Below are 24,733 nucleotides of genomic sequence, written 5' to 3'. Positions count from 1 at the left end.
ACAGGCGCCTACTGCACCATCAGCAATGCGCCGTCCTCGACAGCGTATTTGCCCAGGCGGCTCAAGAAGCTCATGCCGATCAGATTGGTGCTGAGTGCCTTGTCGTCGATGACGACCGCGTCGATGTTCTCCAGCGCGATCTTGCCGACCTGCAGACTGGAGAGCCGCACCACCGCCACCTTGACCGGACCATTCGCAGTCGAGACCTGCTGGGTGAAATCGGAAGGGCTGATCGAAAGCCCGACACGCCGCGCCGTCGAGGTGTTGAGCGCCACCAGCGTCGCACCCGTGTCGATAAGGGCATCCACCTGCCGGCCGTTGATCTTGAAGGGCGAACGGAAATGTCCGGTCGCATCGGCCTTGATCAGTACCTTGCGGCCGAGGGGCTGCTGCGAAGTTTGTGCGGCCGCACCCGAGTTGCTCGGCAGGTTGACCGCCGTGGCAGATGCCTCGCTGCCCCTGCCGAGGAGATTGTTGAGGAGGTCCGGGTTCGATTGGAAAACGGACGGGATTGCCGCCGTGCCGCCGGCGAAAACACCCAGAATGACCAATTTACGCAGCATGGAACGCCCCCGTTCGAGGCGATCCTAGGCACTCTTGGTATCCGGCGTTTTAATATACGGCGCTGTCTGTCCTGCAGGGGGCCGAAACCACGTGGATGCGTAAACGAAAGGTAAAGGTCTATTTCGTTCCGAACATGCGGTCGCCGGCATCGCCGAGGCCGGGCAGGATATAGCCTTTTTCGTTGAGCTGGCGATCGATGGATGCGGTAAAGACCGGCACGTCCGGATGGGCCGTGGTGAAGCGCTCGATGCCTTCGGGGGCTGCGAGCAGGCACAGGAAAAGGATGTTGGTCGCGCCGCGCTCCTTCAGCTTGTCGATCGCCGCGATCGCCGAATTGGCAGTGGCGAGCATCGGATCCACCACGATGATCAGGCGGTCGGCGAGATCGCTCGGTGCCTTGAAGAAGTACTCCACCGCTTCCAGCGTTTCATGGTCGCGATAGAGACCGATATGAGCGACGCGGGCGGCAGGCACCAGGTCGAGCAAACCCTCGAGTAAACCATTGCCGGCGCGCAGCACGGAAGCAAAGACCAGCTTCTTGCCTTCAAGCGTGGGGGCCTCCATCGTCTCCATTGGAGTTTCGATGGTGGTCTTGGTGAGTTCCAGGTTGCGCGTCACCTCATAGCCGAGCAGCAGCGAGATCTCGCGCAACAGCCGCCGGAACGACGCCGTCGACGTCTCCTTGTTGCGCATGATGGTCAGCTTGTGCTGGACAAGCGGGTGGTCGACGACGGTTACGCCCTTCATGGTCTTCTCCTCGATACTTGGAACGACCCTAGCGATTTAGCTCCGGCCAAGAAACGCCCAGAGGCGCGCCAACCACAGTTTTTGCGGGTTTTCAGCGCACGCTTGCCTTGTCCAGCCGCGCGATGAGCGCGGCTTTGGTCTTCTTGTCGACGAATGCGGCGTCGATCGCGGTGCGCGTCACGGCCGTCAGCGCCTTGTCGTTCAAGCCGAAGTGTTCGGCCGCGATATCGTACTCGCGCTTCAATGAAGTCCAGAAATAGGGCGGATCGTCGGAATTCAACGTTACCTTGCACCCGGCTGTCTTCAACGCCGGGAACGGATGGTCGGCAAAACTGTCGAATACCTTCAGCGCGATGTTGGAACCGGGGCAGCATTCCAGCACCACGCCTTCATCGGCAATGCGGCGCACGAGATCCGCGTTCTCGATGGCGCGGACGCCGTGGCCGATGCGTGACGGGCGAATATGGTCGAGCGCTGCCCGCACGCTTTCCCAGCCCATCAGCTCGCCGGCATGGATGGTGATGCCGAGACCCGCTTCGCGGGCGATTTCGAAGGCGCGTACATAGTCCTCGAAATCACCCATGCGTTCGTCGCCGGCGACGCCGAAGCCGGTCACCAGTGGATGACCGCATCTGGCTGCGAAGCGGGCGGCCTTCTCGATCGCCTCGACGCCGACATGCCGAACCCCGGTGACGATCATGCGTCCTTCGATGCCGGTCTTGGCCTTTGCGCGCGCCATGCCTTCGCCAAGAGCGTCGGTATAGGCCTTGGGCGACAGGCCGGCGCGCACCGCGTGGTCCGGAGAGGTGAACACTTCCGAGTAGATGGCGCCATCGCGCGCCAGGCTGGTCAGATAGTGCTCGGCGAGCACCGCGTAGTCCTCTTCCGAGCGGAAAAGATCGGCGGAAAAGTCGTAGGCGGCGAGGAAAGAGGTGAAGTCGTGCCAGACAAACGAACCGTCACGGATGAAGGGGGAAGGGTCCTTGCCGTATTTTCGCGCTTGCCGGACTACGAGTTCCGGTGCTGCCGCTCCTTCGATGTGGCAGTGCAATTCGGCTTTCAAGACCATGAGGCATTCCTGTGAACGGGCCGTCCGGCGCGGCCGAACACCGCGCCTTTGACAATAGCTTCGCCTACTGCGATCGGCTATGGTCCGGCCGATTTTAAGGCGGATCGAAACAATGTCTGTTGAGAGAACCACTGCGACCGGGGGCATGGAGACCTCCTATGGCTTCCGGCAGGTCGGGACCGGCGAGAAGCAGCCGCTGGTCAACGAGGTGTTCCACAAGGTCGCCAAGCGCTACGACCTGATGAACGACCTGATGTCGGCCGGTCTGCACCGGCTGTGGAAGGATGCCATGGTCGCCTGGCTCAACCCGCCGAAAAGGCCGGGCTGGAGGGTTCTGGATGTGGCAGGAGGCACCGGCGACATCGCCTTTCGCATCATCGACGCCAGCCAGGGGCAGGCTCAGGCCACCGTGCTCGACATCAACGGCTCGATGCTGGCAGTCGGCCGCGAACGAGCGGAAAAACGCGGGCTGGCCGCGAACATCGATTTCGTCGAAGCCAATGCCGAGGACCTGCCGTTCGCCGACAATTCCTTCGACGCCTATACGATCGCCTTCGGCATCCGCAATGTACCGCGTATCGAAGTTGCACTGGCCGAAGCCTTCCGGGTGCTCAAGCCTGGCGGACGGTTCCTGTGCCTCGAATTCTCCGAAGTGGAGATGCCGCTGCTCGACAAGGTCTACGAAGCCTGGTCCTTCAACGCCATTCCGAAGATCGGCAAGGCTGTGACCGGCGATGGCGAACCCTATGCCTATCTGGTCGAATCGATCGCCAAGTTCCCGAACCAGCAGAATTTCGCCGCGATGATCGGCAGGGCCGGTTTCGAGCGCGTCAGCTTCCGCAACTACACCGGCGGCATCGCGGCCGCTCATTCGGGCTGGAAGCTTTGAGGCGGGCGCGTTCATGAGTTCTGTCGGAGCAGCATTCCGGCTCGTTCGGGCCGGCTGGGTGCTGGTGCGCGAGGGCGTCGTCGCGGCGATCCCGGGCGACCAGCTGTCCGGCATGCCGAAATTCGGCTGGCGGATGGCCAGGCTGTTCACACGCCGGCGAGCGCTCCGCGAAGGCCGCAGCGACCGCATGGCGCATGCCGTGGCGCGGCTTGGGCCGTCCTATGTCAAGCTCGGTCAATTCCTGGCGACGCGGCCGGACGTGGTCGGCAACGACATCGCGCTCGATCTTGCTCTTCTGCAGGACAAGATGCGCACCTTCCCACAGTCGGCGGCGATCACGGCAATCGAAGCATCGCTCGGCCGGCGCGTGTCCGACCTTTATGTCCGCCTGGAGGAACCGGTGGCGGCGGCTTCGATCGCGCAGGTGCACGAGGCGGAAGTGGCATATGACGGTGTGCCGACCAAGGTTGCCGTCAAGGTGATACGGCCGGGGGTGCGCAAGCGTTTCCACCACGACCTCGAAAGCTATTTCCTGGCCGCGCGCCTGCAGGAAAAATATATTCCGTCGTCGCGACGCCTGCGTCCAGTCGAAGTGACCGAAACACTGGCGCAGACCACCAAGATCGAAATGGATCTGCGGCTCGAAGGGGCGGCGCTTTCGGAGCTGGGCGAAAACACAAAGGCTGATCCGGGTTTTCGCGTTCCGGCTGTCGACTGGGAACGCACCGGCCGCGACGTGCTCACCATGGAGTGGGTCGACGGCATCAAGATGAACGATATCGCCGGCCTAGCCGAGGCCGGTCACGATCTCAAGGCGATTGCCGCCAACCTGATCCAATCCTTCCTGCGCCACACGCTGCGCGATGGCTTCTTTCATGCCGACATGCATCCGGGCAATCTGTTCGTGGAGGCAGATGGCACCATTGTCGCGGTCGATCTCGGCATTGCAGGCCGCCTCGGCAAGAAGGAGCGGCGTTTCCTGGCCGAAATCCTCTACGGTTTCATCACCCGCAACTACCTGCGCGTGGCGGAGGTGCATTTCGAGGCCGGCTACGTGCCGCACAAGCATGATGTCGCTGCCTTCGCGCAGGCGATCCGCGCGATCGGCGAGCCGATCCACGGTCAACCGGCGGAAACCATCTCGATGGCCAAGCTGCTCACGCTGCTGTTCGAGGTGACGGAACTGTTCGACATGCAGACGCGGCCTGAACTGGTCCTGCTGCAGAAGACGATGGTGGTGGTGGAAGGCGTTGCCCGCACACTCGACCCGGCTTTCAACATGTGGAAGACGGCCGAGCCGGTGGTCGGCGACTGGATCCGCTCGAACCTTGGCCCACGCGGCATGCTGGACGATGCCCGCGAGGGCGTCGGCGCGCTGGTCTCGCTCGCCAGGCAAGCGCCGGACCTTGCGGCGCGTGCCGAGCGGCTATCGCGCGAGATCGACTTGATGGCCGAACACGGCCTGCGTTTCGACGACGCGACCGCCAAGGCGATCGGCAAGGCGGAGGCGCGTCACACGCGCTCCGGGCGGGTCGCGCTCTGGGTGATCGCGCTGACCTTGATCTTCATTGCCTGGAAGCTAATCTGACGGCATTGCTGTTGAGAGCAAAGCATGACCCTTTCCGAAAAGCGTATCCTTCTCGTCATCGGTGGCGGCATCGCGGCCTACAAGTCGCTTGATCTGATCCGACGGCTGCGAGAACGCGGCGCGGCCGTACGTTGCGTGATGACTTCGGCGGCTCAGGAATTCGTCACCCAGCTTTCGGTTGGCGCGCTTTCGGCGGATCATGTCTTCACCGATCTGTTCGATCGCCAGGACGAGCACGATGTCGGCCACATAAGGCTGTCGCGCGAAGCGGATCTGATCGTCGTGGCGCCGGCCACAGCCGATCTGATGGCCAAGCTTGCCAATGGCCATGCCAACGATCTTGCCTCGACGGTACTGCTCGCCACCGACAAGAAGGTGCTGATGGCGCCCGCGATGAATCCCAGAATGTGGGCGCATCCGGCAACGCGGCGCAACCATTCCACGCTTCTCAAGGATGGCGTGACCTTCGTCGGCCCGGCCAAGGGCGAGATGGCCGAAAGCGGCGAAGCCGGCGAAGGCCGCATGGCCGAACCGTTGGAGATCGTGGCGGCGATCGAGGCGCAGTTCGACGGCCAGCCGAAACCGCTGGCTGGCAGGAAGATCATCATCACATCCGGTCCGACGCATGAGCCGATCGATCCCGTGCGTTACATTGCCAACCGCTCGTCGGGGAAACAGGGCCACGCGCTGGCCGGCGCTCTCGCAAGGCTCGGTGCCGACGTCCATCTGGTCTCTGGTCCGGTGACGATCGCCGATCCGGCCGGCGTGGCAACGATCCATGTCGAGACGGCGCGGCAGATGCAGGCAGCCGTCGAAGGTCTGTTGCCCGCCGACGCAGCGGTGTTCGTCGCCGCCGTGGCCGATTGGCGGACAGCGAATTCGGCTGGCGAAAAGATCAAGAAAGTGGCGGGCGAGGGGCCGCCAGCGCTGCAGATGGTGGAGAACCCCGATATTTTGGCAGGTGTTGGGCATCATGCGAAGCGCCCGCGTCTTGTGGTGGGTTTTGCCGCCGAGACACAGGAAATTCAAAAGAACGCAGAAGCCAAGCTGAACAGGAAAGGCGCCGACTTCATCGTTGCCAACGATGTCTCGCGCGACAGCGGCGTCGGCCCCACCGGTGTCATGGGCGGTGACCGCAATCGCGTTCGTATCGTCTCGAAAAATGGCGTCGAGGAGTGGCCCGAGCTCACCAAGGCAGAGGTGGCATCGCGGCTGGCAGAGCTGATTGCGAAACGCCTGAAAACCGTCTGATCGGCGTCGGCAATTTTACGCTTCCTGCGGTTGTCCTGGTCGCCGTGGCTCCGAGGACAGTTTGAACGCTGCGATGGAGCCGAGCAATCCCAGCGGTACGAAAGCCAGGAAGAGCCAGACCCCGGCATTTGCCGCGGCTGCGCGGTTGATACCTTCTGAAAAGCCGCTGGCGTTGGCGACAATGCCGGCGCTCGCAGCGCCTACCGCATAACCGATGCGCTGCATGGTCGGTACGGCCGATGAAGCGATGGTCTGCTCGTCGGTGGGCGCGGAGGCAACGATGACGCGTGTTACGAAAGGCCAGGCGATGCCGAAGCCGCCGCCCTGCAAAAGCGCGCAGAAGAGGATGAGCGGAATTGAACCGTGCGGCACCGCATAAGCGAAGCCGGCGACACCGGCTGCGATCATGAAGGCACCGCAGACGATGATGCTCCGTTCGCGTTCCGGCGGCGCATTGGCGACCAGAATCGAAAGGATCGACCACGCGATCGATTCCGCTGCAATGATGTAGCCGGTGGTCAGCATCGAGATGCCGTGCAGGTTGGTCAGGATCAGCGGTCCGTAGACCGCAAAGGAGCAGGTGGCGACCGAGAACGCGGCGATCATCGTCATGCCGCTGCCGACCGGCGTGCGCCATGAAAACAGGTTTGCCGGAAACAGTCTGGATTGCGGTTTCAGCGCATCGATCCGAAAAAACAGCGCCAGCCCCAAAAGTCCCAGGCTGAGCAGCAAGCTCGAACGCAGCAAGGCGACATCGACGCCTGCCGAGGCGATCAGGATCACACCGAGCGCCAGACAGGCCAGTGGGACAAAGGGGAAAGGCGCAGGCCCTGTGCCTGCAATTTGCCTGTGTCGAGCTTCCGGCGTGTTCAGTACCGCCAGGCTCGCCAGCGCCATTGTCCCGCCACCGATGACGAAAACGCCGAAGGCCCAGCGCCAGGACAGCAATTCGGCCATCAGCGCCCCGAGCATCGGGCCGCTGAAGGCTGCCACGCCCCAGATCGCCGACATGATGCCGAACAACTGGGGCCAGATCGCGCGTGGGAACAGGCGTTCGACCGAGACGAAAGCCAACGAGACCAATGCGCCGCCGCCGAGACCTTCGATGAGACGGCCGGCAAGGAAGATTTGCATGGATGGTGCTGCGGCGCAGATGAGGGCACCGGTTGAATAGAGCAGTGCGGCCGCCATGACGTTGCTGCGCAGGGCGACGTAACTGACCATGCGGCCCGCCGCTGCGCCCGCGACGATCGCGCCCAGCTCGTAGATGGCCAGCGACCAGCCGACCAGTTGCACGCCCGCCAGGTCGCCCACCATGGCGGGCATGATGGTCGCCACCATCGTCTCATTCGTGGCGTGCAGCAGAATCCCCAATGAGATGAAGCAGAAGCGCGCGAGATCGCCGCTGGCCCACAATGCGCGCCAATCCACCCGGTTCGCTTTGTCCCGCGCCATGCCTGTTCACTCGAAGTCGCCAGCCGCGGCTGGTCTTATATTTTCCAAGTTTCTACTTGTAAAACTTCAAGTTCGGTTGAACGCAAGCGTTATTTTTCAGCCCTGCCGATTGTTGGAACGATTTATGTTGAGCCAATCCCCGCGGTATCCGGCTTGAGGCCGAATCCGGAGGAGCGGCCGTCTCCGCCGGGCGGTGGCGGTGAATTCGGTCGGGGTCGTGCCGACGGACGGGGTTCGGACCTGTCTGTCAGTCACCGAGAGCATTGGAAAGTGAAGGATTGTGCGAACCGCGGGCGCTATCCGCGGTCATTTGGACGCCGGCGCCGGCAAGGAAATCGCGCGGGGCGCCAACGCCCCGCGCAGAAAATTCTGCTTATTTCAGTGAATGCAGCAGTTCCAGCGAGGTTACGGCGGCCGCGACATTGAGACCGGTCTGCGCCTGTACGGAAAGCGGCTGCAGCGCATAGGAGTTGTCGAAGCCGCCGACGAGTAGATTCAGGCCGCCACCGGTCACGACGCTGGCCTCGGCGTTGACGCCGAAATATTTGCCGGCAAGAGCACCGGAATCGTAGCTGCTCGAGGCAGCCAGAACGGCCCAGGACAACTGCCCCTGGTGCGTCATGCCGAGATCGACGCCGACCTTGGAGATGACGCCGGTATAGAGTTCGGACCTACGGCTGTTGTAGGGACGGTAGGTACAGGTGACGCCCTTGTTGGAGGCGACGACATAGGACTGACCGCCGTCGATGACGCAATCGAGAACGCCGAGTTCAACCCTGCCGGCGCTCGCCGGCGCGGCGACGGTCGTCATGGCCAAGGCGGCTAAACAAGCAAGTTTTTTCATTGTGGCGATCCTTCTGAAGTTCATGCCGGACAACGGCTCAGTACGAAGAGCGTTCCCTCAAAACCGTGGCGCCATGGTGGCGCAATCATGGTGGTGTTGTCGCATGGTTAAAATGGGGGAACGCCGTTGCCGATCAGCCACGGTAAGGCATGGCGTGTCCGTTCTGACACGCAAATATCGCACTGATACCCGGGTCCGTACGTCGTCTTGCCGATTCCGGCGTCGGTCGGTGCGCCGCGCAGGCAGCAATGGATTTGCTGGCTCAGGCTCCGCCCGCGCGTGACAGGCCATCGCGCGCCGGCTGATAGGTCGGCGCCAGTCGAACGGCTTCCTTGTATGATTTTATGGCCTTGGCTTTTTCGCCCTTGCGCTCATAGATGAGCCCCTGGTTGGTCCAGGCTTCGGCATTCTTGCCGTCAAGCTTGATGGCCATGTTGAAGTCGGCGAAGGCGTTGTCGTCCTGGTTGAGCGCCAGATAGGACAGGCCGCGGCCGTTATAGGGTTCGGACGCCTCCGGCGACAACGAGATCGCGGTCGAAAAGTCCTCGATGGCGAAAGTGTGCTGGCCCTGGCTCTGATAGATCAGACCACGGTTGTGGTAGGCGCGTGCGTCGGTGGTGTCGAGCTGGATCGCCTTCTGGAAATCATTGAAGGCGTCCTGCGTGCGACCGGCCTTGCGATAGAGGTTGCCGCGGCCGATATAGGCGGCATCATAGTTCGAATTGATCTGGATGGCGCGATTGTAGTCGGCCAGTGCCTTCTGCTGATCGCCGATGAAGCGATAGATCAGCGCGCGGTTGGAATAGGCCTGGTAGAAATCGGGCTTCAGCTGGATCGCGGTGTCGAAATCCTTCAGGGCAGCCTGGTACTTGCCGCCGCGGCCGTAGGCCGAACCGCGTACGTTGTAGGCTTCAGGATCGCGTGGATTGCGGTCGACCACCGAAGAAAGCGACGAGATATTTTCGCTGGACCCCTGAGCCTGGTCGATCGAGCCGAGCTCACCCGTCGGCGTCGACTGGCAGCCGGCAAGCGCCAAGCTCACCATCAAGGCGGCACTCAAGACAAAACCATTCAAGGAGTTTTTGCGCTCCGTGGTCAAAACATGCATCGGCTGCCGTATCCTCAACATCGACGCCCGGCATTCCGGGCTATCGCTCTCCGACCCCTGTCCCGCCGTTCTGCGTTATACAAATATCAGCTTGCGTCAAACAAAAAGGTGGCGGCGATTTACATCGCGCCACCTTGTGTATCCTTCGAAAAGGACGAAATGCAGGCAGGATTAGCGCGGAGCGCGCGCAGCACCGGCGCCGGCAGGAGCCGGGCGCGGGGTCGAAGGCAGCAGGCCTTCGCGCTGGGCGCGCTTGCGGGCCAGCTTGCGGGCGCGGCGCACGGCCTCGGCCTTCTCACGCGCACGCTTCTCGGACGGCTTCTCGTAATGACCGCGCATCTTCATTTCACGGAAGATGCCTTCGCGCTGCATTTTCTTCTTGAGCGCGCGAAGCGCCTGATCAACGTTGTTGTCGCGGACGAGTACCTGCACGGGCAATCCTGTCTTTCGATTTGAAATCAATAGGTAAGTGGCAATAGCCACAAACCTCCGCGGCGGCTTCCACCACGAATTCCGGCGGCTGATAGCAGAATCGGGACTGATTGTCCACAGTTGCTTGTCCGGCTTGCGCGGTTTTTGCCCCGCTACGCCATTCAATGCCACCAATACGCACACCATGAAGCGCCCGGAGGCAACCGTCAATTCAAACAGTCGCGATCCCGTCCGGACGCTTCGTCGCCGTCTCTATCTCTTGCTCAGGTGCGGTTGATGGAGACACCGCCATCGGCAAACAGCGCGGTGCCCGTGGTGAAGGAAGAGGCGTCCGACGCCAGATAGAGAGCCGAGCGGGCGATCTCCTCCGGACGCGCGATGCGCTTCAGGGCATGCAAACCCTCGACAAAGGTGCGTTCGTCTGCCGTCTTGAAGGTCGCGGCAGGCGTATCGGTGCCCCCGGGCAGGAGCGCGTTCACGCGGATGCCTTCGCGACCATACTCGGCGGCCAGCACCTGGGTCAGGCCCAGCAGGCCAGCCTTGGCGGCGGCATAAGCGGCCATGCCCGGCATGCCTGCGGTGACGCCGACGAAGCTCGAGGTGAAGATCAGCGAGCCGTTGCCGCGTGCCAGCAGCGCAGGGATCTGGTGCTTGGCGGCCAGGAAGGCGCTGGTCAGATTGGTGTCGAGCACGTCTTCCCAGGTTTGGCGCGGCATTTCGGACACCGGTCCCATAGGGCCAACGGCACCGGCATTGTTGAAAGCAATATCCAGTCCGCCGAAGCGGCCTTGCGCCAGCTCCACCAGTGCCTTGGCATAGGCTTCGTCGTTGACGTCGCCGGCAAGAGCGACCGCCTCACCGCCGTCCTCGGCGATCTCGGCGACCAGGGCATCGAGTTCGGCCTGGCGGCGGGCGGCGGCGATGATCCTGGCGCCTTCCCTGGCAAACAGCCGCGCGGTGGCGCGGCCGATGCCGGAGGACGCGCCGGTGACGATGGCGACCTTGTTGGTCAGTGCGAGCATGGTCCTGTTCCTTTCCAGAAGTGGATGAGGCTTGCTCGCAGATCGGTAGGAGACGAACCACCCGAAACCGGCTCGACGATCGGGGAACGGTACGGCGCAAAACGGCAATTGCCGTCGCAAACAGTGCAAGGATGGCAGCGAGGTTTCGCTAGTGATACTCCTCGCGCGTCGGACGCCCGATTGCCATACGCGAGGCCAGATAACGTGAAGAAATATTCGGTATTCGCCATTGCCCGCGAGGCCATGCGCGGTCACAAAGGCTGGGAAGAGCAGTGGCCTTCGCCGGAGCCGAAGAAGAGCTACGATGTCATCATCGTCGGCGCCGGCGGGCATGGGCTGGCGACAGCCTATTATCTTGCCAAGGAACACGGCATCACCAATGTCGGGGTGATCGAGAAGGGTTGGCTTGGCGGCGGCAATACCGGCCGCAACACCACCATCATCCGTTCCAACTATCTCTATGACGAGAGCGCCGGCATCTACGACCACGCCGTGAAGCTGTGGGACGGGCTTTCGCAGGACCTCAACTACAACGTCATGTATTCGGCGCGCGGCGTGATGATGCTGGCGCACAATGTACACGACGTCCAGGTGCTGAAGCGCCACGTCCACGCCAACCGCCTCAATGGCATCGACAATGAATGGCTGACGCCGGAAGAAGCCAAGGCCTATTGCCCGCCGCTCAACATCTCGCGCAACGCGCGCTATCCGGTGGTGGGTGCTGCGCTGCAACGGCGTGGCGGCACCGCCCGCCATGATGCGGTCGCCTGGGGCTATGCCCGCGGTGCGGCGGCGCGCGGCGTCGACATCATCCAGAACTGTGAGGTCACCGGCATCCGGCGTGACGCCAGCGGCGCGGTGACCGGTGTCGAGACCTCGAAAGGGTTCATCGGCGCACGCAAGGTCGGCGTGGTCGCTGCCGGTCATTCCTCGGTGATCATGCAGATGGCCGATGTGCGCATGCCGCTTGAAAGCTATCCGTTGCAGGCACTGGTATCCGAGCCGGTCAAGCCGGTGTTCCCCTGCGTTGTCATGTCCAACACGGTGCACGCCTACATCTCCCAGTCCGACAAGGGCGAACTGGTGATCGGTGCCGGCACCGATCAATATGTTTCCTATTCGCAGACCGGTGGACTGCACATTCTCACCCATACGCTGGACGCGATCTGCGAGATGTTCCCGATGTTCACGCGCATGAAGATGCTGCGTTCCTGGGGCGGTATTGTCGACGTGACCCCGGACCGTTCACCGATCCTGGCCAAGACCCCGGTCAAAGGGCTCTATGTGAATTGCGGCTGGGGCACGGGCGGTTTCAAGGCGACGCCGGGTTCGGGCCATGTCTTTGCCCACACGATTGCACGCGACGAACCGCATGCGATCAACGCGCCCTTCACCATCGAGCGCTTCCGCAGCGGGCGGCTGATTGATGAGGCGGCCGCGGCCGCCGTGGCGCACTGATGCAAGCGCTGGCGGCGACCATGGCCCTGGCTGCGCCCTTTGTGCTGACCGGCGAGAAGGGATTGTTCCATTTTCCCGATGCCAGCGAGGTGAGGTTGCAGGATATCAGCCGCGCCGCGCATGAAGACGATTGGCCGTTTTCGGTTTCGTCCGGCTATCTAGGCTGCGTATGGAGCGCCGGACGCAAGACGGTATCCTTTGTGGAGAAGCGAGAGCCCTCTCATGATGGCGCTGCTTCGGACCCACGAATGGTCATCGTTACGACCGACCCGTTTGAACTGACCCTGCTCAACATCACCAACCGTGACCTTTTTGCGCCGGCAGACTCGGTCGAGGCACTGATTAAGCGCGTCGCACCCTTTGAGGTGCTCGGCGAAAAGCTCTGCGACCAGCCGCAAGGCGCGCGCCTCGGCGACGGCGAACTCTAGGATCAAGACAATGCTTCTCATCCGCTGCCCCTATTGCGAGGAAGAGCGTCCGGAACTCGAGTTCCGCAACGCCGGCGAGGCGCATATCGCGCGTCCGACCGATATTGCCGCCATCAGCGACGACGATTTCGAAAAATTCTTTTTCATCCGCCAGAACCCGAAAGGGATCATCTACGAGCGCTGGCGGCACGTGCATGGCTGCGCCCGCTTCTTCAACGCGGTGCGCGACACCGTCAGCGACAAGTTCGTGATGACTTACAAGGCCGGCGAGCCGAAGCCTTCCAAGCTGCCCGGAGTTTCGAAATGAGCGGGGCTTTTCGCATTGGCAATGCCGGCCGCTTGACGCCGGCCAGGACCGCCCGCTTCACCTTCGACGGCAAGGCCTATACCGGCGTCGAGGGCGATACGCTGGCTTCGGCGCTGCTCGCCAACGGCGTGCATCTGGTCGGCCGTTCCTTCAAATACCACCGTCCGCGCGGGTTCCTGTCGGCCGGTGCGGAGGAACCGAACGCGCTGGTCGAGATCGCGCGCGACAGCGCCCGCAAGACGCCCAATGTGCGCGCCACCGTGCAGGAGCTTTATGACGGGCTGTCGGCCAAATCGCAGAACCGCTGGCCGTCGCTGTCCTTCGACGTGGGCGCGGTCAACGATGTGGCTTCGCCCTTCTTCTCCGCCGGCTTCTACTACAAGACCTTCATGTGGCCGAAGTCGGCCTGGAAGAACATCTATGAGCCGAATATCCGCTCGGCCGCCGGTCTGGGCGTCGCGCCAGACCAGCCGGATCCCGATCACTATTCGTCCCGTTTCGCGCATTGCGATGTGCTGATCGTGGGCGGTGGTGCCGCGGGCCTTGCCGCGGCGCTCGCGGCAGCGGAAACCGGCGTACGCGTCATCGTCGCCGACGAACAGGCGGAATTCGGCGGTGCGCTGCGCTTCGAGAGCGGCGCTGGGATCGAAGGCCAGGATGGCTGGGCCTGGGCACAGGGTGTCGTGGCCAAGCTGAAGAGCATGGGCAATGTACGGGTGCTGCCGCGCACGACGGCGTTCGGCTACTACGCGCAGAATTTCGTCGCCTTGGTGGAGCGCGTCAGCGAGCATCTGGCCGATCCCGGCCATGACGTGCCGCGCGAGCGGCTGTGGCAGGTGCGCGCCAAACGTGTCGTGCTCGCCACCGGCGCCATCGAACGGCACATGGTGTTCGCCGACAACGATCGGCCGGGTGTGATGCTGGCGTCCGCTGCGCGGACCTATCTCAATCACTATGGCGTTGCGGTCGGCCGCAATGTCGGTGTCTACACCGCCAACGATTCCGCCTATGCTGCGGCGATCGACCTGAAGAAGGCCGGCGTCAATGTCGCGGCCATCGTCGATCTGCGCGACAATCCTTCCGGTGCGTTGATCGACCAGGCCCGCGCTGCCGGCATCGAGATCCACGACGGCCGTGCGGTCACACGCGTCGGCGGCAAGCTGCGCGTCTCGTCGATGATCGTGCAACCGAAGAACGGCGGCGGCGAGCGCACGATCGCCATCGACGCCTTGCTGATGTCGGCCGGCTGGACGCCGTCGGTGCATCTGTTCTCGCAATCGCGCGGCAAAGTCGCGTTCAACGAGGACAAGCGTTTCGTACCTGGCACCTATGCGCAGGACTGCGTTTCGGTCGGCGCGTGCAACGGCACCGACGGGCTCGCCGCCTCGATGGACGAAGCCTATGCCGCCGGCGCCAAGGCCGCGAAGGAAACGGGCGGCAAAGCGGCCAAGGCCAACAAGCCGAAGGTCGATGCCGACGAGGTCTGGTCGCGCGGCATGCTCGGTTCCGCACCCGGCGCTGGTCCGGATGCGACGGTGAAGGCCTTCGTCGATTTCCAGAACGACGTCACCGCCAAGGATATCCGTCAGGCTGTGCGCGAAGGCATGCGCTCGATCGAACACGTCAAGCGTTTCACCACCAACGGCATGGCGACCGACCAGGGCAAGACCTCCAACATGCACGGCCTGGCGATCGCCGCCGACATGTTGAGCAAGCCGATCCCGGAAGTGGGCCTCACCACCTTCCGCGCGCCCTATACGCCCGTCACCTTCGGCGCCATCATCTCGCACGCGCGGGGGCCGCTGTTCGACCCGACCCGACGCACGCCGATGCATGGCTGGGCCGAGAAGCATGGTGCCGTGTTCGAGGATGTCGGGCAGTGGAAGCGGGCCTGGTATTTCCCGCGCGCCGGCGAAGATATGCACGCTGCCGTCGACCGCGAATGCGTGGCGGTGCGCAAGACGGCTGGTCTTTTCGATGCCTCGACGCTGGGCAAGATCGAAGTGGTCGGGCCCGATGCCGCCAAATTCATGGAGCTGCTCTACACCAATCCGTGGGAAAAGCTGGAAGTCGGCCGCTGTCGCTACGGCATCATGCTGCGCGAAGACGGTTTCATCTATGACGACGGTGTGGTCGGTCGTCTTGCCGCCGACCGCTTCCATGTGACGACGACCACGGGCGGTGCTGCCCGCGTCATGAACCATATGGAAGATTATCTCCAGACGGAGTTCCCGCAACTCAATGTCTGGCTGACCTCGATTTCCGAGCAATGGGCGGTCATCGCGGTACAAGGGCCGAAGTCGCGCGAGATCATCGCGCCGCTGGTCGAAGGCATCGACATGTCCGACGAGGCGATGCCGCATATGTCGGTGCGCGAGGGCAAGATCTGCGGCGTGCCGACACGGTTGTTCCGCATGTCGTTCACCGGCGACCGCGGCTTCGAAGTCAACGTGCCGGCCGACTACGGACAGGCGGTCTGGGAAGCGCTCTGGGCCGAAGGGCAAAAGCATGACGCTGCAGCCTACGGTACCGAGGCCATGCACGTGCTGCGCGCCGAAAAGGGCTACATCATAGTCGGCCAGGACACGGACGGGACCGTCACACCGAACGATGCCGGTCTCGACTGGGCGGTCGGCAAGAAGAAGACCGACTTCGTCGGCATTCGCGGCCTGACGCGGCCCGACCTCGTTGCCAAGGGCCGCAAACAGCTGGTCGGTCTCAGGACCAAGGACCCGAAGATCGTCCTGGAAGAAGGCGCGCAGGTCGTCGACAACCCGAACCAGCCGATTCCGATGAAGATGATCGGTCATGTCACGTCGAGCTACTGGTCGGAGAATTGCGGGCGCTCGATCGCGTTGGCGCTGGTTGCCGGCGGGCGTGACCGTATGGGCGAAACGCTTTATGTGCCGATGCCTGACAAGGTGATCGAGGTGGAAGTCACCGGCATGGTGTTCTTCGACGAGAAGGGAGAACGCCTCAATGGCTAAGGCTGCCCAGAAAACCGGAATTGTTCAGGCGGAGCGCCACCCCGCCCTGGCGGGACGCAACGCGTCGGCTGCCCATGTTGCGCTGACCGCGCTGGACCCGGCCGAACGCATTTCGCTGCGTGCTCCGGAGGCTTCGCTCGCTGCCCTCTCCAAGGCGCTTGGGCTGACGCTCCCAAAGAAGCCGAAAACCTCAGCCTCGAAGGGCGGTCGCCTTGCGCTTTGGCTGGGGCCGGACGAGTGGCTGGTGATCGACGAGGCTGGCGGTGACCCGCTGGCCGATTGTGCCAAGGTCAAGCAATTGCATTCCGCGGTCGGCATCTCGCACCGCAATGTGGCGATCGGCGTGACCGGTCCAGGTGCGGAAGCGACACTCAGCGCTGGCTGTCCGCAGGATCTGTCGTTGGCCGGTTTTCCGGTTGGCGCCTGTTCGCGCACCATCTTCGGCAAGGTCGAGATCGTGCTTCATCGGACAGCCGAAGACGCCTTCCGCGTCGAATGCTGGCGCTCCTTCTCCGACTATGTCTTTACTTTCCTTTCAGAGGCAGCACGCGATGCGGCGGCATAAAGTGCCGCGTGTCCCTTCGGATGCGCGAGGAACCAAAGACGGGCCGCGCCGTTCTGTCCGAAGGATAGAGGGAGTGATCCATGGCCAGTCCGTCCAAGCCCGCAAGGTCATCTAAATCGAAGAAAACAGCTGCTGTTCGCTCATTTGAACATGAACGGCACAGCGGGCACGATGCTGAAGAGGAACTGGAAGAGGGGCTGGAGGATACGTTTCCGGCCAGCGATCCGGTCGCGGTAACGAACACGTCCATCTCGGGAGCGCCCGCGAAACCCGGAAAACCGAAGCTCTAAGGCCGCTTTCCGGCGAGATCTCCGGCGAAACTCCCGTCCGCGTTTCAAAAGAAAAAAGGCGACTGGAAATCCAGTCGCCTTTTTTGCCGTTCAGTCCGTAAGGGAGGGGGAGAGCCTTACCGGATGGTCGGCATGGTCCATGGGCTCACGTCAACGCCGAGGCGCGGGCCATTGGTGTTCTTGTCCTGCTTGATCGAGCCGGTCGAGGCATAATCGAGCTTGCCCTTGACTGTGGTCTGGGCATGGGTGGCGGGGGCGTGGGTCTTTACGGTTTCGCCTGCGAAGGCGGTGCCCGAAAGGGCAACCAGGGCGGCGAGGGCAAGAGCTGTCGTTTTCATCGACTTTCTCCGGTTCAAGATCTGAATTCTATTTCCGTACATGTACGCTGCTTCGCACATGTATGCCCGTCTTGAAGGAAGTTCAAGAGGAAATCGTACGTGTACGAAAGTTTTCTTTGAGCATGTGCCTGGTACGATCTCCAGCCCGTGCGCGTGTCGAAGCCAAGTCATTGAAAGGACGGGCTGAAGACGTTCAGAGAATGGTGCGGTTTGTGGCAAGCGCAGGAAAGCACCGGTCGCCACGGTATGAAACCAAATCGCAGAGTTCCCGGTCGCGGATCCGGCGTCGCCAGAGCATCGATTGCGGCGCTACGGCCTCAGCATTTCTTGGGAGGTTGGTCGCCGAGAGGAGGAATATCTTGGCCTTGCAGCGCCGCCAGGCCGAATTCGCACATCCGTTTCACGAAAGCCTGCTGGTCGCCGAAATGATAGAAGGGGAACGTGATCAACAGCGAGATCGTGCCGTGGCCGGTTGCCCACAGCATGGTGGCGATGGCGTGGGGATCGCCCTTCAACTTGCCGGCAGCGACGCAGGCTTCTACGCGGTCGATGAGCAACTTCATCGCCGGGTTTTCTTCGTCAAGCTTTTCGAATGAACGGCCTTCGGGCAGCTTCGTCTTCTCCGTCATGAAGACGGTGCGGTATTCGTTGGGATTGCCAAGGCCGAAGGCGGCATATTCGGTCATGACCGCACGCAGCGCATCGATCGGGTCGTCGGGGGCATTCTGTTCGATGCGCTTGGCCAGTATCTGGAAGGCATCTTCAGCCAGAGCAAACAGGATATCCTGCTTGTCGGCGAAGTAAGAATAAACCGACATCGGCGCATAGCCGACCATCTTGGCCAGCTTGCGGATGGTCAATCCCTCGTAACCTTCCTCCTGTACCAGCTTGTGAGCTGCGGCCACGAGTTCGGATCGCAATGCCGCCTTTTGTTGTTCGCGGCGTGTTTGCGCAGTCTGGGGCAATCGTGTTGCCTTTCTTATTTTGCTCCCATTCCCCACTCGCGGGCAGTATATACTCAGCCCAGCCATCCGCAAGATATCGTTAGGGAAATTGCCTTCCAGGACCTTAATCAGATGGCTCCGATGCCGCCGTCGACGGCAAGCGAGTGGCCCGTCATGAATGTGTTTTTCGGGTCCGCGGCGAAGAGCATCGCTTCGACGATCTCCGGCACCTCACCGACACGCTTCATCGGCACACCGCGCGCCAGTTCCGAAAGTGCCAGAGCCTCCGGCGCACCCGATAGTTTCACGAAGTCATCGACCATTTTGGTGCGCGTATGTGCCGGACAAATGGCATTCACCCGCACGCCCTTGGTGGCGTATTCGGCCGCGGCCGATTTGGTGAGGCCGACAACGCCGTGCTTTGCCGCAGCATAGACCGACAGCTTCGGCGCGCCGACCAGCCCCGCCACGGACGCGACGTTGACGATGACGCCACCTCTGCCATTTGCCTTGAATTGCCGTTCCATCTGCGGGATCTGGTGCTTCATCGCATAAAAGACACCGAACAAGTCGATTTCGAAGATACGGCGGGCTTCGTCCGAGGAAACCTGCGGCAGGCGCACGAAACTCTGAGCGATACCGGCATTGTTGACAGCAACGTCGAGCCGATCGAACCGTTCGACGGCAAGTTTCACCAGTGCTTCTGAAAGCGCTTCGTCGGCTATGTTGCCGGCCAGAGTTGCCGTTTCGGTGTCGAGCGTCGTGGCAAAGCGTTCCAGCGCATCGGTATCGATATCGGAGAGGACCAACCGTGCGCCTTCGGCGGCAAAACGCTTGCACGCTCCTTGACCGAGACCGCCGGCAGCGCCCGTGATAAGCACCGTCGCCCCATCGAAACGGCCCATGGTCATTTTCCTTTTTCGATCAGTTGCGCGGCAAGGTGAGTGAGCAGCTTCACCGCATCGGCATAGACTTTCGCCTTGGCGGGATTGGAAGCGTTACCGTCCAGGGCACGCTTGTAGACGCCCTGGCAGATTGCCGCGAGCCGGAAGAAGGAGAAGGCAAGCAGGAAGGTCCAGTTGTCGATGCCGGTCAGGCTGCGGCGACGGCAATAGGCTGCGACATAGTCATCTTCCGATGGCAATCCGACCCCCGCGCGGTCGATGCCGCCGAGTCCTTTGAACCCGGATTGATGCGGCAGGCGCCACTGCATGCACTGATAAGCGATGTCGGCGAAGGGATGGCCGAGCGTCGACAATTCCCAGTCGAGCACAGCGGTCACATCGGGACGATCCAGCGCGAACATCATGTTGTCCAGCCGGTAGTCGCCATGCACCAGGGCGAGTTGTCCGTCGTCTGCCGGCTTGTTCGCCTCCAGCCAGGTGATCAACGCCTCCATCTCGGCCCTGTGCTCGGTTTCGGAGGCGCGATACTGGCCGGTCCAGCGCCCGAGCTGACGCTCGAAATAGCTGCCGGGCTTGCCGTAGTCGGCGAGACCGACCGCGTCGATGTCGACGCTGTGAAGAGCCGCCAAAGTCGCGTTCATCGCATCGTAGATCGCCGCTCGTGCTTGCCTGCCGGAAACCTCCGGCAGGGCCGGATCCCAGAAGATCCGACCTTCCACAAAGGCCATGACGTAAAACATGCGCCCGATCGGCGAGTCCTCGCCGGACAGATGCAGCATGCGCGGCACCGGCACATCGGTCGCGGCCAGCGCCCGCATGACGCGGAATTCCCGGTCGACCTGGTGGGCTGATTTCAGCAACTGCCCGGACGGCTTGGCGCGCAGCACATATCGACCGCTTTTTGCCGTCAGCAGATAAGTCGGATTGGACTGGCCCGACTTGAACTTCTCGATCGACTGCAAATCCGAAAAGCCGGGAATTTCCCGCTCGAGATAGGGAGCAAGCAGCGCAGGATCGAGCGTGTTCGGGTCGGTCATGTGTCCTGCGTTTCGGGTTCCACGAAGGTCAATGTCAGCCAGCGGGCGGTGAGTGCCGGTTTCAGCGAGCCTTCGATCTCGATGGTCACGTCGTGTGAAGTCTGCACCCAGCCGGACGGCCGCGCTTTTACATCGGCCAGCACGAAACGGGTGCGGATGCGGGCGCCGGTTTTGACCGGTGCCAGGAACCGCACTTCGTCAAAGCCATGATTGACGCCCATCTTGCCCTTCGCGAGCGGGGGAAGGGTTTCAAAGGTCATGGCCGAAAGCAACGACAGTGTGAGAAAACCGTGTGCGATGGTGCCGCCGAACGGCGCCTCCGCTGCGGCGCGTTCCGGATCGCAGTGAATGAACTGATGATCGTCGGTCGCGTCGGCGAACTGGTCGATCATGGTCTGCGTGACCACGCGCCAAGGTGAGAGGCCCACTTCCTTGCCGACACTGGCGAGCAATATTTCGAGACTGATGGGTTGCACGGACATCTCCTGGTGGCGGCTCGGCCTTCATTCCTTGAACAGGGTCAGGCCGTGCTGCACCGATTGTCCGCCATCGATCGGCAGGATCGCGCCGGTGACATAGCTGCCAGCCCGGCTGCACAAATAGAGCGTGGCGCCGCCAATGTCATCCGGTTGCCCGATGCGGCCGATGGGAACATGGCTGCCGATATGCCTGGCCTGTTCATCGGTACCCGTCGCGAAAGCCGTCATGCGGCTCTGGAAGGGCCCTGGGGCAAAGGCGTTGACCGTGATGCGCCGGGCGGCAAGCTCTATGGCGAGCGTCCGGGTGAGATGGTGAACGGCTGCCTTGGAGGCGGTGTAGGAATAGGCGTCATCGGCCAGCGGTTGTGTCCCCATCACCGAACCGAGATTGATGACGCGTGCCGGATCGGTATCGGTAGCCGCCTTTTCCAACAGCGGCAGCAACTCGCGCGTCAAATGGAAGACGGCCGTGACATTGACGCCGAATACCTTGGCCCAGGCATGATAGGGAAAATTCTCGAGCGGTGCTCCCCAGGAAACGCCGGCATTGTTGATGAGAATGTGTAGCCGGTCGGTGCGGGCCTTCACCGCTTCGACCAGCGCGGCGATGCCGACTTCGGAAGAGACATCTCCGGCGAAACCTTCCGCACGGCCGGATGCGCCGAGATCGTTCAGCTCGTCCGCGACCTTGGCGCAATCCTCGCCTTTGCGCGAGGCGATCATGACGGTGGCGCCACCGAGCACCAGTGCGGTTGCGGCCATGCGGCCGATGCCGGTTGCGGCTCCCGTCACCAGCGCCGTCTTGCCGGTCACCGAGAACAGTTCATCGATATAGCTCATCGGTCCTTCCGTTATCTTCCGGCTCCGATCGGCGGTCTTCCGATTGACAACATACCGAGTAGTATGTTGAACTTCGATCGTTGTAAAGCCGGCAAAAAATCGAGGGGCAATGGCAGCGGGATCGCATTTGGCGGTGCGGGAAGAGGAGGCCAGAACCGTTGGCGGCGTCACCGTCGCCGACGGTTCCCGCGCCGCGATCCTCGATGCGGCTGCCGCCTGTTTCATGGCCAAGGGTTATGCGGCGAGTTCCATCGACGATGTCGCGCGCAGCCTCGGATCGACCAAGGGTCGTATCTACCATCACTACCCGTCGAAGGGAGACCTCTTCGCCGATGTCTTTCGGACCGGCATGGAGGCGAATTATGCAGCGATCGAGCCGCTGCGCGACATCGCCGGATCGGCGGTTGCACGGTGGCGGCGGATGGCGATGGTCCACACCCGCCAGATGATCGTGACCCGACCCTACCAGCGTGTCGTGTGGGAAGGCGTCGAACTCTATCTGCGCGGCGCCACCACACCGGAACAGCGCGAGGAGTTCGCGCGACTGATGAAATACCGCAACGACTATGGCGCGATCTTCCGGCAGGTGATCATTGCCGCCCGCGAGGCAGGCGATATGCGTTTCGACGATCCTCGCGTCACCGAACAGCTGATGTTCGTCTCGCTGAATTCGCCGCTGTTCTGGTACACGCCGCGTCCCGGCGAAAGCGAGCGCGACATCGAAATGATCGTGGCGCAGGTCGTCGATTTCACCGCACGCGGATTGGGTGTTCGCACATGACCCCGAAAATCGGCACCGATTTTCGGAAAGCAAGGGCGGCATCCGCGGCCCGTCATGCGCCAGATCAAAATGTCAGAGCGTTTCCGCGTTTCCGAGACAAACGGAAACGCTTCGAGGAAGGGAGCCTGTGATGGCCGACATGAATCTCGGCATGACGGAGCGGCTGAAACCGATCCACGCCCAGGTTGCCGCGATGGTGCGCGACGAGGTGATACCGCTGGACGAGGAATTCCTGGCGGAAGTCGGCAGGGCGGGCGACCGCTGGACCCATACGAAACGCCAGACCGAGATTCTCGAAGGACTGAAAGCCAAGGCGCGAAAGCGCGGACTGTGGAATTTCTGGCTGACCGGCTCCGATCGCGGTTATGGGCTCAGCACCGTTGAATACGCCTATCTCGCTGAAGAGATGGGCAAGGCTCATCTCGGCGCGGAAACCTTCAATTGCTCGGCGCCCGACACCGGCAACATGGAAGTGCTGGAACGCTACGGCTCGCCTGAGCACAAGAAGGCGTGGCTGGAACCGTTGCTGGCGGGCAAGATCCGTTCGGCCTATCTGATGACGGAGCCGGATGTGGCGTCTTCCGATGCCACCAACATTTCCATGCGCTGCGAACGCGACGGTGGCGATTACGTGCTGAACGGCGAGAAATGGTGGGCCTCCGGTGCCGGTGATCCACGCTGCGCCATCTATATCGTCATGGTGAAGACCGGTGGCGACAGCGAACCCAAGCACAAGCAGCATTCGATGATCCTGGTGCCCGCTGACAGCAAGGGTGTCACGAAGGTACGCGCCATGCAGGTCTATGGCGACGATGACGCTCCGCATGGCCATATGCATCTGCGCTTCGATAATGTGCGGGTACCGGCCGCCAACATGATCCTTGGCGAGGGCAGGGGCTTCGAGATCGCGCAGGGCCGGCTGGGGCCAGGCCGTATCCATCACTGCATGCGCGCCATCGGTCAGGCCGAAATGGCGCTGGAGCTTCTGTCCAAGCGGTCGATGCGGCGCGAGGCATTCGGCCAACCGCTGGCCAGGCTCGGTGCCAATTTCGATATCATCGCCGAGTGCCGCATGGAGATCGAAATGGCCAGGCTGCTCTGCCTCAAGGCCGCCTGGATGATCGATCAGGGCGATGCGCGCGCCGCTGCGCCCTGGATCAGCCAGATCAAGGTGGTGGCGCCGCGCGTTGCGCTGAAGGTGGTCGACGAGGCCGTGCAGATGCATGGCGCGCAAGGCATCAGTCAGGACACGCCCCTGGCGCGTGCCTGGACGCATCTTCGTACGCTGCGGCTGGCCGACGGGCCTGACGCCGTGCATCGCCGCCAGGTCGCGCGTGAGGAACTCAGGAAGTATACGCAGGAAAAGCTTTAGGCGCTCGTTCGGCGTATAAAGCGAGGTCGGGAGAAGAGCATGAAAGCCATCATTGCCCGCGCCTTCGCGCCGCTCGACCAACTCGTCTACGGCGATTGGCCGGAACCCGAGGCCAAGGGCGATGCCGTGGTCGTCGAGGCCGAGGCCATCGGGGTCAATTATCCTGACGGGTTGTTGGTCCAGGGGCTCTACCAGATGAAGCCGGCGATACCTTTCGTGCCGGGCATGGAGGTGGCCGGAAGGGTTGCTGCTGTGGGTCCGAAGGTGACCGGTCTGAAAGTCGGCGACCGGGTGGCCGCGCTTACGGTCGTTGGCGGCTACGCCGAAAAAGCGGTCGTTTCCGAGGCCATGACGATGAAGCTGCCCGACGCCATGAGCGCTGCGGATGCCTGTGCGCTTGTCTGCGGCTACGGTACATCTCATCATGCCCTGAAGCAGCGTGGCCAACTCAAGCCCGATGAGACACTTTGTGTGCTGGGTGCGGCTGGCGCCACCGGCATCGCCGCCGTGCAGATCGGCAAGGCGATAGGCGCCAAGGTCATCGGCGTGGCATCTTCGCCCGAGAAGCAGCGCCTTGCCCTGGAGGCCGGCGCCGATATCGCGATCGGCTATGACAATCTGAAGGAAGCACTCAAGGAAATCACCGGCGGCAAGGGTGTCGATGTCGGCTTCGACCCGGTCGGTGGCGATGCATTCGAGGCGCTGGCGCGCGCCATGGGCTGGAACGGCCGCCTGCTGGTCATCGGGTTTGCCTCCGGCACCATCCCCAAATTGGCCGTCAATCTGACTCTCGTGAAGGGGTTCTCGGTCGTGGGTGTCTATTGGGGCGATTTCACCGTGAAGGAGCCTCAAGCCTATGCCGGCAACATGCGCGAGCTGATCGGCTGGTATCTCGCCGGCAAGGTCAAGCCGGTGATCGAAGGCATCTACCCTTTGTCCGATGCGGCCAATATCCTGAAACGCGTGTTGGGCCGCGGCGCCTCCGGCAAGCTGATCCTCAAACCGTAACCCATGTCCCAGGCAAGGAATGCTG

26 protein-coding genes are annotated in these 24,733 nt (G+C 62.4%); 12 read left to right on the top strand and 14 right to left on the bottom strand.

The window, feature by feature from the left end; all coding sequences use genetic code 11:
* Nucleotides 1–8 precede the first annotated feature (8 nt).
* The 3 genes from AO692_RS25460 to AO692_RS25450 form a co-directional block, all read right to left on the bottom strand.
* Nucleotides 9–563, bottom strand: coding sequence for a TIGR02281 family clan AA aspartic protease (locus tag AO692_RS25460; protein WP_054312862.1), 555 nt, complete (start codon nucleotides 561–563; stop codon nucleotides 9–11).
* A gap of 118 nt (nucleotides 564–681) precedes the next feature.
* Nucleotides 682–1,311, bottom strand: a complete 630-nt coding sequence (gene upp / locus AO692_RS25455; protein WP_054312861.1) for a uracil phosphoribosyltransferase — start codon at nucleotides 1,309–1,311, stop codon at nucleotides 682–684.
* Between the two features lie 91 nt (nucleotides 1,312–1,402).
* Nucleotides 1,403–2,380, bottom strand: a complete 978-nt coding sequence (locus AO692_RS25450; RefSeq protein WP_054312860.1) for an adenosine deaminase — start codon at nucleotides 2,378–2,380, stop codon at nucleotides 1,403–1,405.
* Between the two features lie 112 nt (nucleotides 2,381–2,492).
* Here AO692_RS25450 and ubiE point away from each other — a divergent pair, with 112 nt between their 5' ends.
* Genes ubiE through coaBC form a run of 3 tightly spaced genes read left to right on the top strand, consistent with a single transcriptional unit; the run spans nucleotide 2,493 to nucleotide 6,108 of the window.
* On the top strand, nucleotides 2,493–3,269 hold the full coding sequence (ubiE, locus tag AO692_RS25445) for a bifunctional demethylmenaquinone methyltransferase/2-methoxy-6-polyprenyl-1,4-benzoquinol methylase UbiE (protein ID WP_054312859.1): 777 nt from the start codon (nucleotides 2,493–2,495) through the stop codon (nucleotides 3,267–3,269).
* A 13-nt stretch (nucleotides 3,270–3,282) separates the two neighbouring features.
* On the top strand, nucleotides 3,283–4,857 hold the full coding sequence (gene ubiB / locus AO692_RS25440; protein ID WP_054312858.1) for a 2-polyprenylphenol 6-hydroxylase: 1,575 nt from the start codon (nucleotides 3,283–3,285) through the stop codon (nucleotides 4,855–4,857).
* A 24-nt stretch (nucleotides 4,858–4,881) separates the two neighbouring features.
* Complete coding sequence (gene coaBC, locus AO692_RS25435; RefSeq protein ID WP_054312857.1) at nucleotides 4,882–6,108, top strand: bifunctional phosphopantothenoylcysteine decarboxylase/phosphopantothenate--cysteine ligase CoaBC; 1,227 nt, start codon at nucleotides 4,882–4,884, stop codon at nucleotides 6,106–6,108.
* Between the two features lie 15 nt (nucleotides 6,109–6,123).
* Here the strand turns inward: coaBC and AO692_RS25430 are convergent, their stop codons facing one another.
* The 5 genes from AO692_RS25430 to AO692_RS25410 form a co-directional block, all read right to left on the bottom strand.
* Complete coding sequence (locus tag AO692_RS25430) at nucleotides 6,124–7,563, bottom strand: MFS transporter (RefSeq protein ID WP_054312856.1); 1,440 nt, start codon at nucleotides 7,561–7,563, stop codon at nucleotides 6,124–6,126.
* A gap of 373 nt (nucleotides 7,564–7,936) precedes the next feature.
* The gene (locus AO692_RS25425) at nucleotides 7,937–8,407 is read right to left on the bottom strand and encodes a DUF992 domain-containing protein (RefSeq protein WP_054312855.1); all 471 of its coding nucleotides are present in this window, start codon (nucleotides 8,405–8,407) and stop codon (nucleotides 7,937–7,939) included.
* Between the two features lie 262 nt (nucleotides 8,408–8,669).
* Nucleotides 8,670–9,515 (bottom strand): tetratricopeptide repeat protein, encoded by an 846-nt coding sequence (locus AO692_RS25420; protein ID WP_054312854.1) that lies wholly within the window; start codon nucleotides 9,513–9,515, stop codon nucleotides 8,670–8,672.
* A 171-nt stretch (nucleotides 9,516–9,686) separates the two neighbouring features.
* Nucleotides 9,687–9,947, bottom strand: coding sequence for a 30S ribosomal protein S21 (rpsU, locus tag AO692_RS25415; protein ID WP_024926224.1), 261 nt, complete (start codon nucleotides 9,945–9,947; stop codon nucleotides 9,687–9,689).
* Between the two features lie 263 nt (nucleotides 9,948–10,210).
* Nucleotides 10,211–10,969, bottom strand: a complete 759-nt coding sequence (locus AO692_RS25410; protein WP_054312853.1) for an SDR family oxidoreductase — start codon at nucleotides 10,967–10,969, stop codon at nucleotides 10,211–10,213.
* Nucleotides 10,970–11,173: 204 nt separating this feature from the next.
* Here AO692_RS25410 and AO692_RS25405 point away from each other — a divergent pair, with 204 nt between their 5' ends.
* The 6 genes from AO692_RS25405 (at nucleotide 11,174) to AO692_RS32450 (ending at nucleotide 17,004) form a co-directional block, all read left to right on the top strand.
* Nucleotides 11,174–12,427 carry a sarcosine oxidase subunit beta gene (locus AO692_RS25405; RefSeq protein ID WP_054312852.1) on the top strand — a complete coding sequence of 418 codons (1,254 nt, stop codon included), beginning with the start codon at nucleotides 11,174–11,176 and terminating at the stop codon, nucleotides 12,425–12,427.
* On the top strand, nucleotides 12,427–12,855 hold the full coding sequence (locus AO692_RS25400; RefSeq protein ID WP_054312851.1) for a hypothetical protein: 429 nt from the start codon (nucleotides 12,427–12,429) through the stop codon (nucleotides 12,853–12,855). Before AO692_RS25405 ends, AO692_RS25400 begins: the two co-directional genes overlap by 1 nt.
* A 10-nt stretch (nucleotides 12,856–12,865) precedes the next feature.
* The gene (locus AO692_RS25395; protein WP_054312850.1) at nucleotides 12,866–13,162 is read left to right on the top strand and encodes a sarcosine oxidase subunit delta; all 297 of its coding nucleotides are present in this window, start codon (nucleotides 12,866–12,868) and stop codon (nucleotides 13,160–13,162) included.
* A complete protein-coding gene (locus tag AO692_RS25390; RefSeq protein WP_054312849.1) occupies nucleotides 13,159–16,149 on the top strand; it encodes a sarcosine oxidase subunit alpha in 2,991 nt (996 codons plus the stop codon). The genes AO692_RS25395 and AO692_RS25390 overlap by 4 nt, the downstream gene beginning before the upstream one ends.
* Nucleotides 16,142–16,714: a sarcosine oxidase subunit gamma gene (locus AO692_RS25385; RefSeq protein ID WP_054312848.1), complete on the top strand. Its 573-nt coding sequence runs from the start codon at nucleotides 16,142–16,144 to the stop codon at nucleotides 16,712–16,714. Before AO692_RS25390 ends, AO692_RS25385 begins: the two co-directional genes overlap by 8 nt.
* 80 nt (nucleotides 16,715–16,794) lie before the next feature.
* Complete coding sequence (locus AO692_RS32450; RefSeq protein WP_082407555.1) at nucleotides 16,795–17,004, top strand: hypothetical protein; 210 nt, start codon at nucleotides 16,795–16,797, stop codon at nucleotides 17,002–17,004.
* 116 nt (nucleotides 17,005–17,120) lie between these two features.
* On the opposite strand, the gene AO692_RS25380 is transcribed toward AO692_RS32450, so the two are convergent.
* The 6 genes from AO692_RS25380 to AO692_RS25355 form a co-directional block, all read right to left on the bottom strand.
* Nucleotides 17,121–17,342: a hypothetical protein gene (locus AO692_RS25380; protein WP_054312847.1), complete on the bottom strand. Its 222-nt coding sequence runs from the start codon at nucleotides 17,340–17,342 to the stop codon at nucleotides 17,121–17,123.
* Between the two features lie 317 nt (nucleotides 17,343–17,659).
* Nucleotides 17,660–18,307 (bottom strand): TetR/AcrR family transcriptional regulator, encoded by a 648-nt coding sequence (locus tag AO692_RS25375; RefSeq protein ID WP_054312846.1) that lies wholly within the window; start codon nucleotides 18,305–18,307, stop codon nucleotides 17,660–17,662.
* Between the two features lie 107 nt (nucleotides 18,308–18,414).
* Nucleotides 18,415–19,191: an SDR family oxidoreductase gene (locus AO692_RS25370; RefSeq protein ID WP_054312845.1), complete on the bottom strand. Its 777-nt coding sequence runs from the start codon at nucleotides 19,189–19,191 to the stop codon at nucleotides 18,415–18,417.
* 2 nt (nucleotides 19,192–19,193) lie between these two features.
* Nucleotides 19,194–20,228, bottom strand: coding sequence for a phosphotransferase family protein (locus tag AO692_RS25365; protein ID WP_054312844.1), 1,035 nt, complete (start codon nucleotides 20,226–20,228; stop codon nucleotides 19,194–19,196).
* Nucleotides 20,225–20,710 (bottom strand): MaoC family dehydratase, encoded by a 486-nt coding sequence (locus tag AO692_RS25360; protein ID WP_280138666.1) that lies wholly within the window; start codon nucleotides 20,708–20,710, stop codon nucleotides 20,225–20,227. Before AO692_RS25360 ends, AO692_RS25365 begins: the two co-directional genes overlap by 4 nt.
* A gap of 21 nt (nucleotides 20,711–20,731) precedes the next feature.
* Nucleotides 20,732–21,547 carry an SDR family oxidoreductase gene (locus tag AO692_RS25355; RefSeq protein ID WP_054312843.1) on the bottom strand — a complete coding sequence of 272 codons (816 nt, stop codon included), beginning with the start codon at nucleotides 21,545–21,547 and terminating at the stop codon, nucleotides 20,732–20,734.
* A 109-nt stretch (nucleotides 21,548–21,656) separates the two neighbouring features.
* Between AO692_RS25355 and AO692_RS25350 the strand changes: the two genes are divergently transcribed.
* The 3 genes from AO692_RS25350 (at nucleotide 21,657) to AO692_RS25340 (ending at nucleotide 24,708) form a co-directional block, all read left to right on the top strand.
* Entirely contained in the window at nucleotides 21,657–22,328 is a 672-nt protein-coding gene (locus AO692_RS25350) for a TetR/AcrR family transcriptional regulator (protein WP_054312842.1), read from the top strand.
* Between the two features lie 130 nt (nucleotides 22,329–22,458).
* Nucleotides 22,459–23,700: an acyl-CoA dehydrogenase family protein gene (locus tag AO692_RS25345; RefSeq protein WP_054312841.1), complete on the top strand. Its 1,242-nt coding sequence runs from the start codon at nucleotides 22,459–22,461 to the stop codon at nucleotides 23,698–23,700.
* 39 nt (nucleotides 23,701–23,739) lie between these two features.
* Nucleotides 23,740–24,708: an NADPH:quinone oxidoreductase family protein gene (locus AO692_RS25340; protein ID WP_054312840.1), complete on the top strand. Its 969-nt coding sequence runs from the start codon at nucleotides 23,740–23,742 to the stop codon at nucleotides 24,706–24,708.
* Nucleotides 24,709–24,733: the final 25 nt, after the last annotated feature.

Source organism: Mesorhizobium sp. 1M-11 (genome assembly GCF_001303895.1).
Classification (GTDB): domain Bacteria; phylum Pseudomonadota; class Alphaproteobacteria; order Rhizobiales; family Rhizobiaceae; genus Mesorhizobium.
The sequence above is the reverse complement of the archived record's forward strand: the minus strand, read 5'-3'. Positions and strand labels throughout refer to the sequence as shown.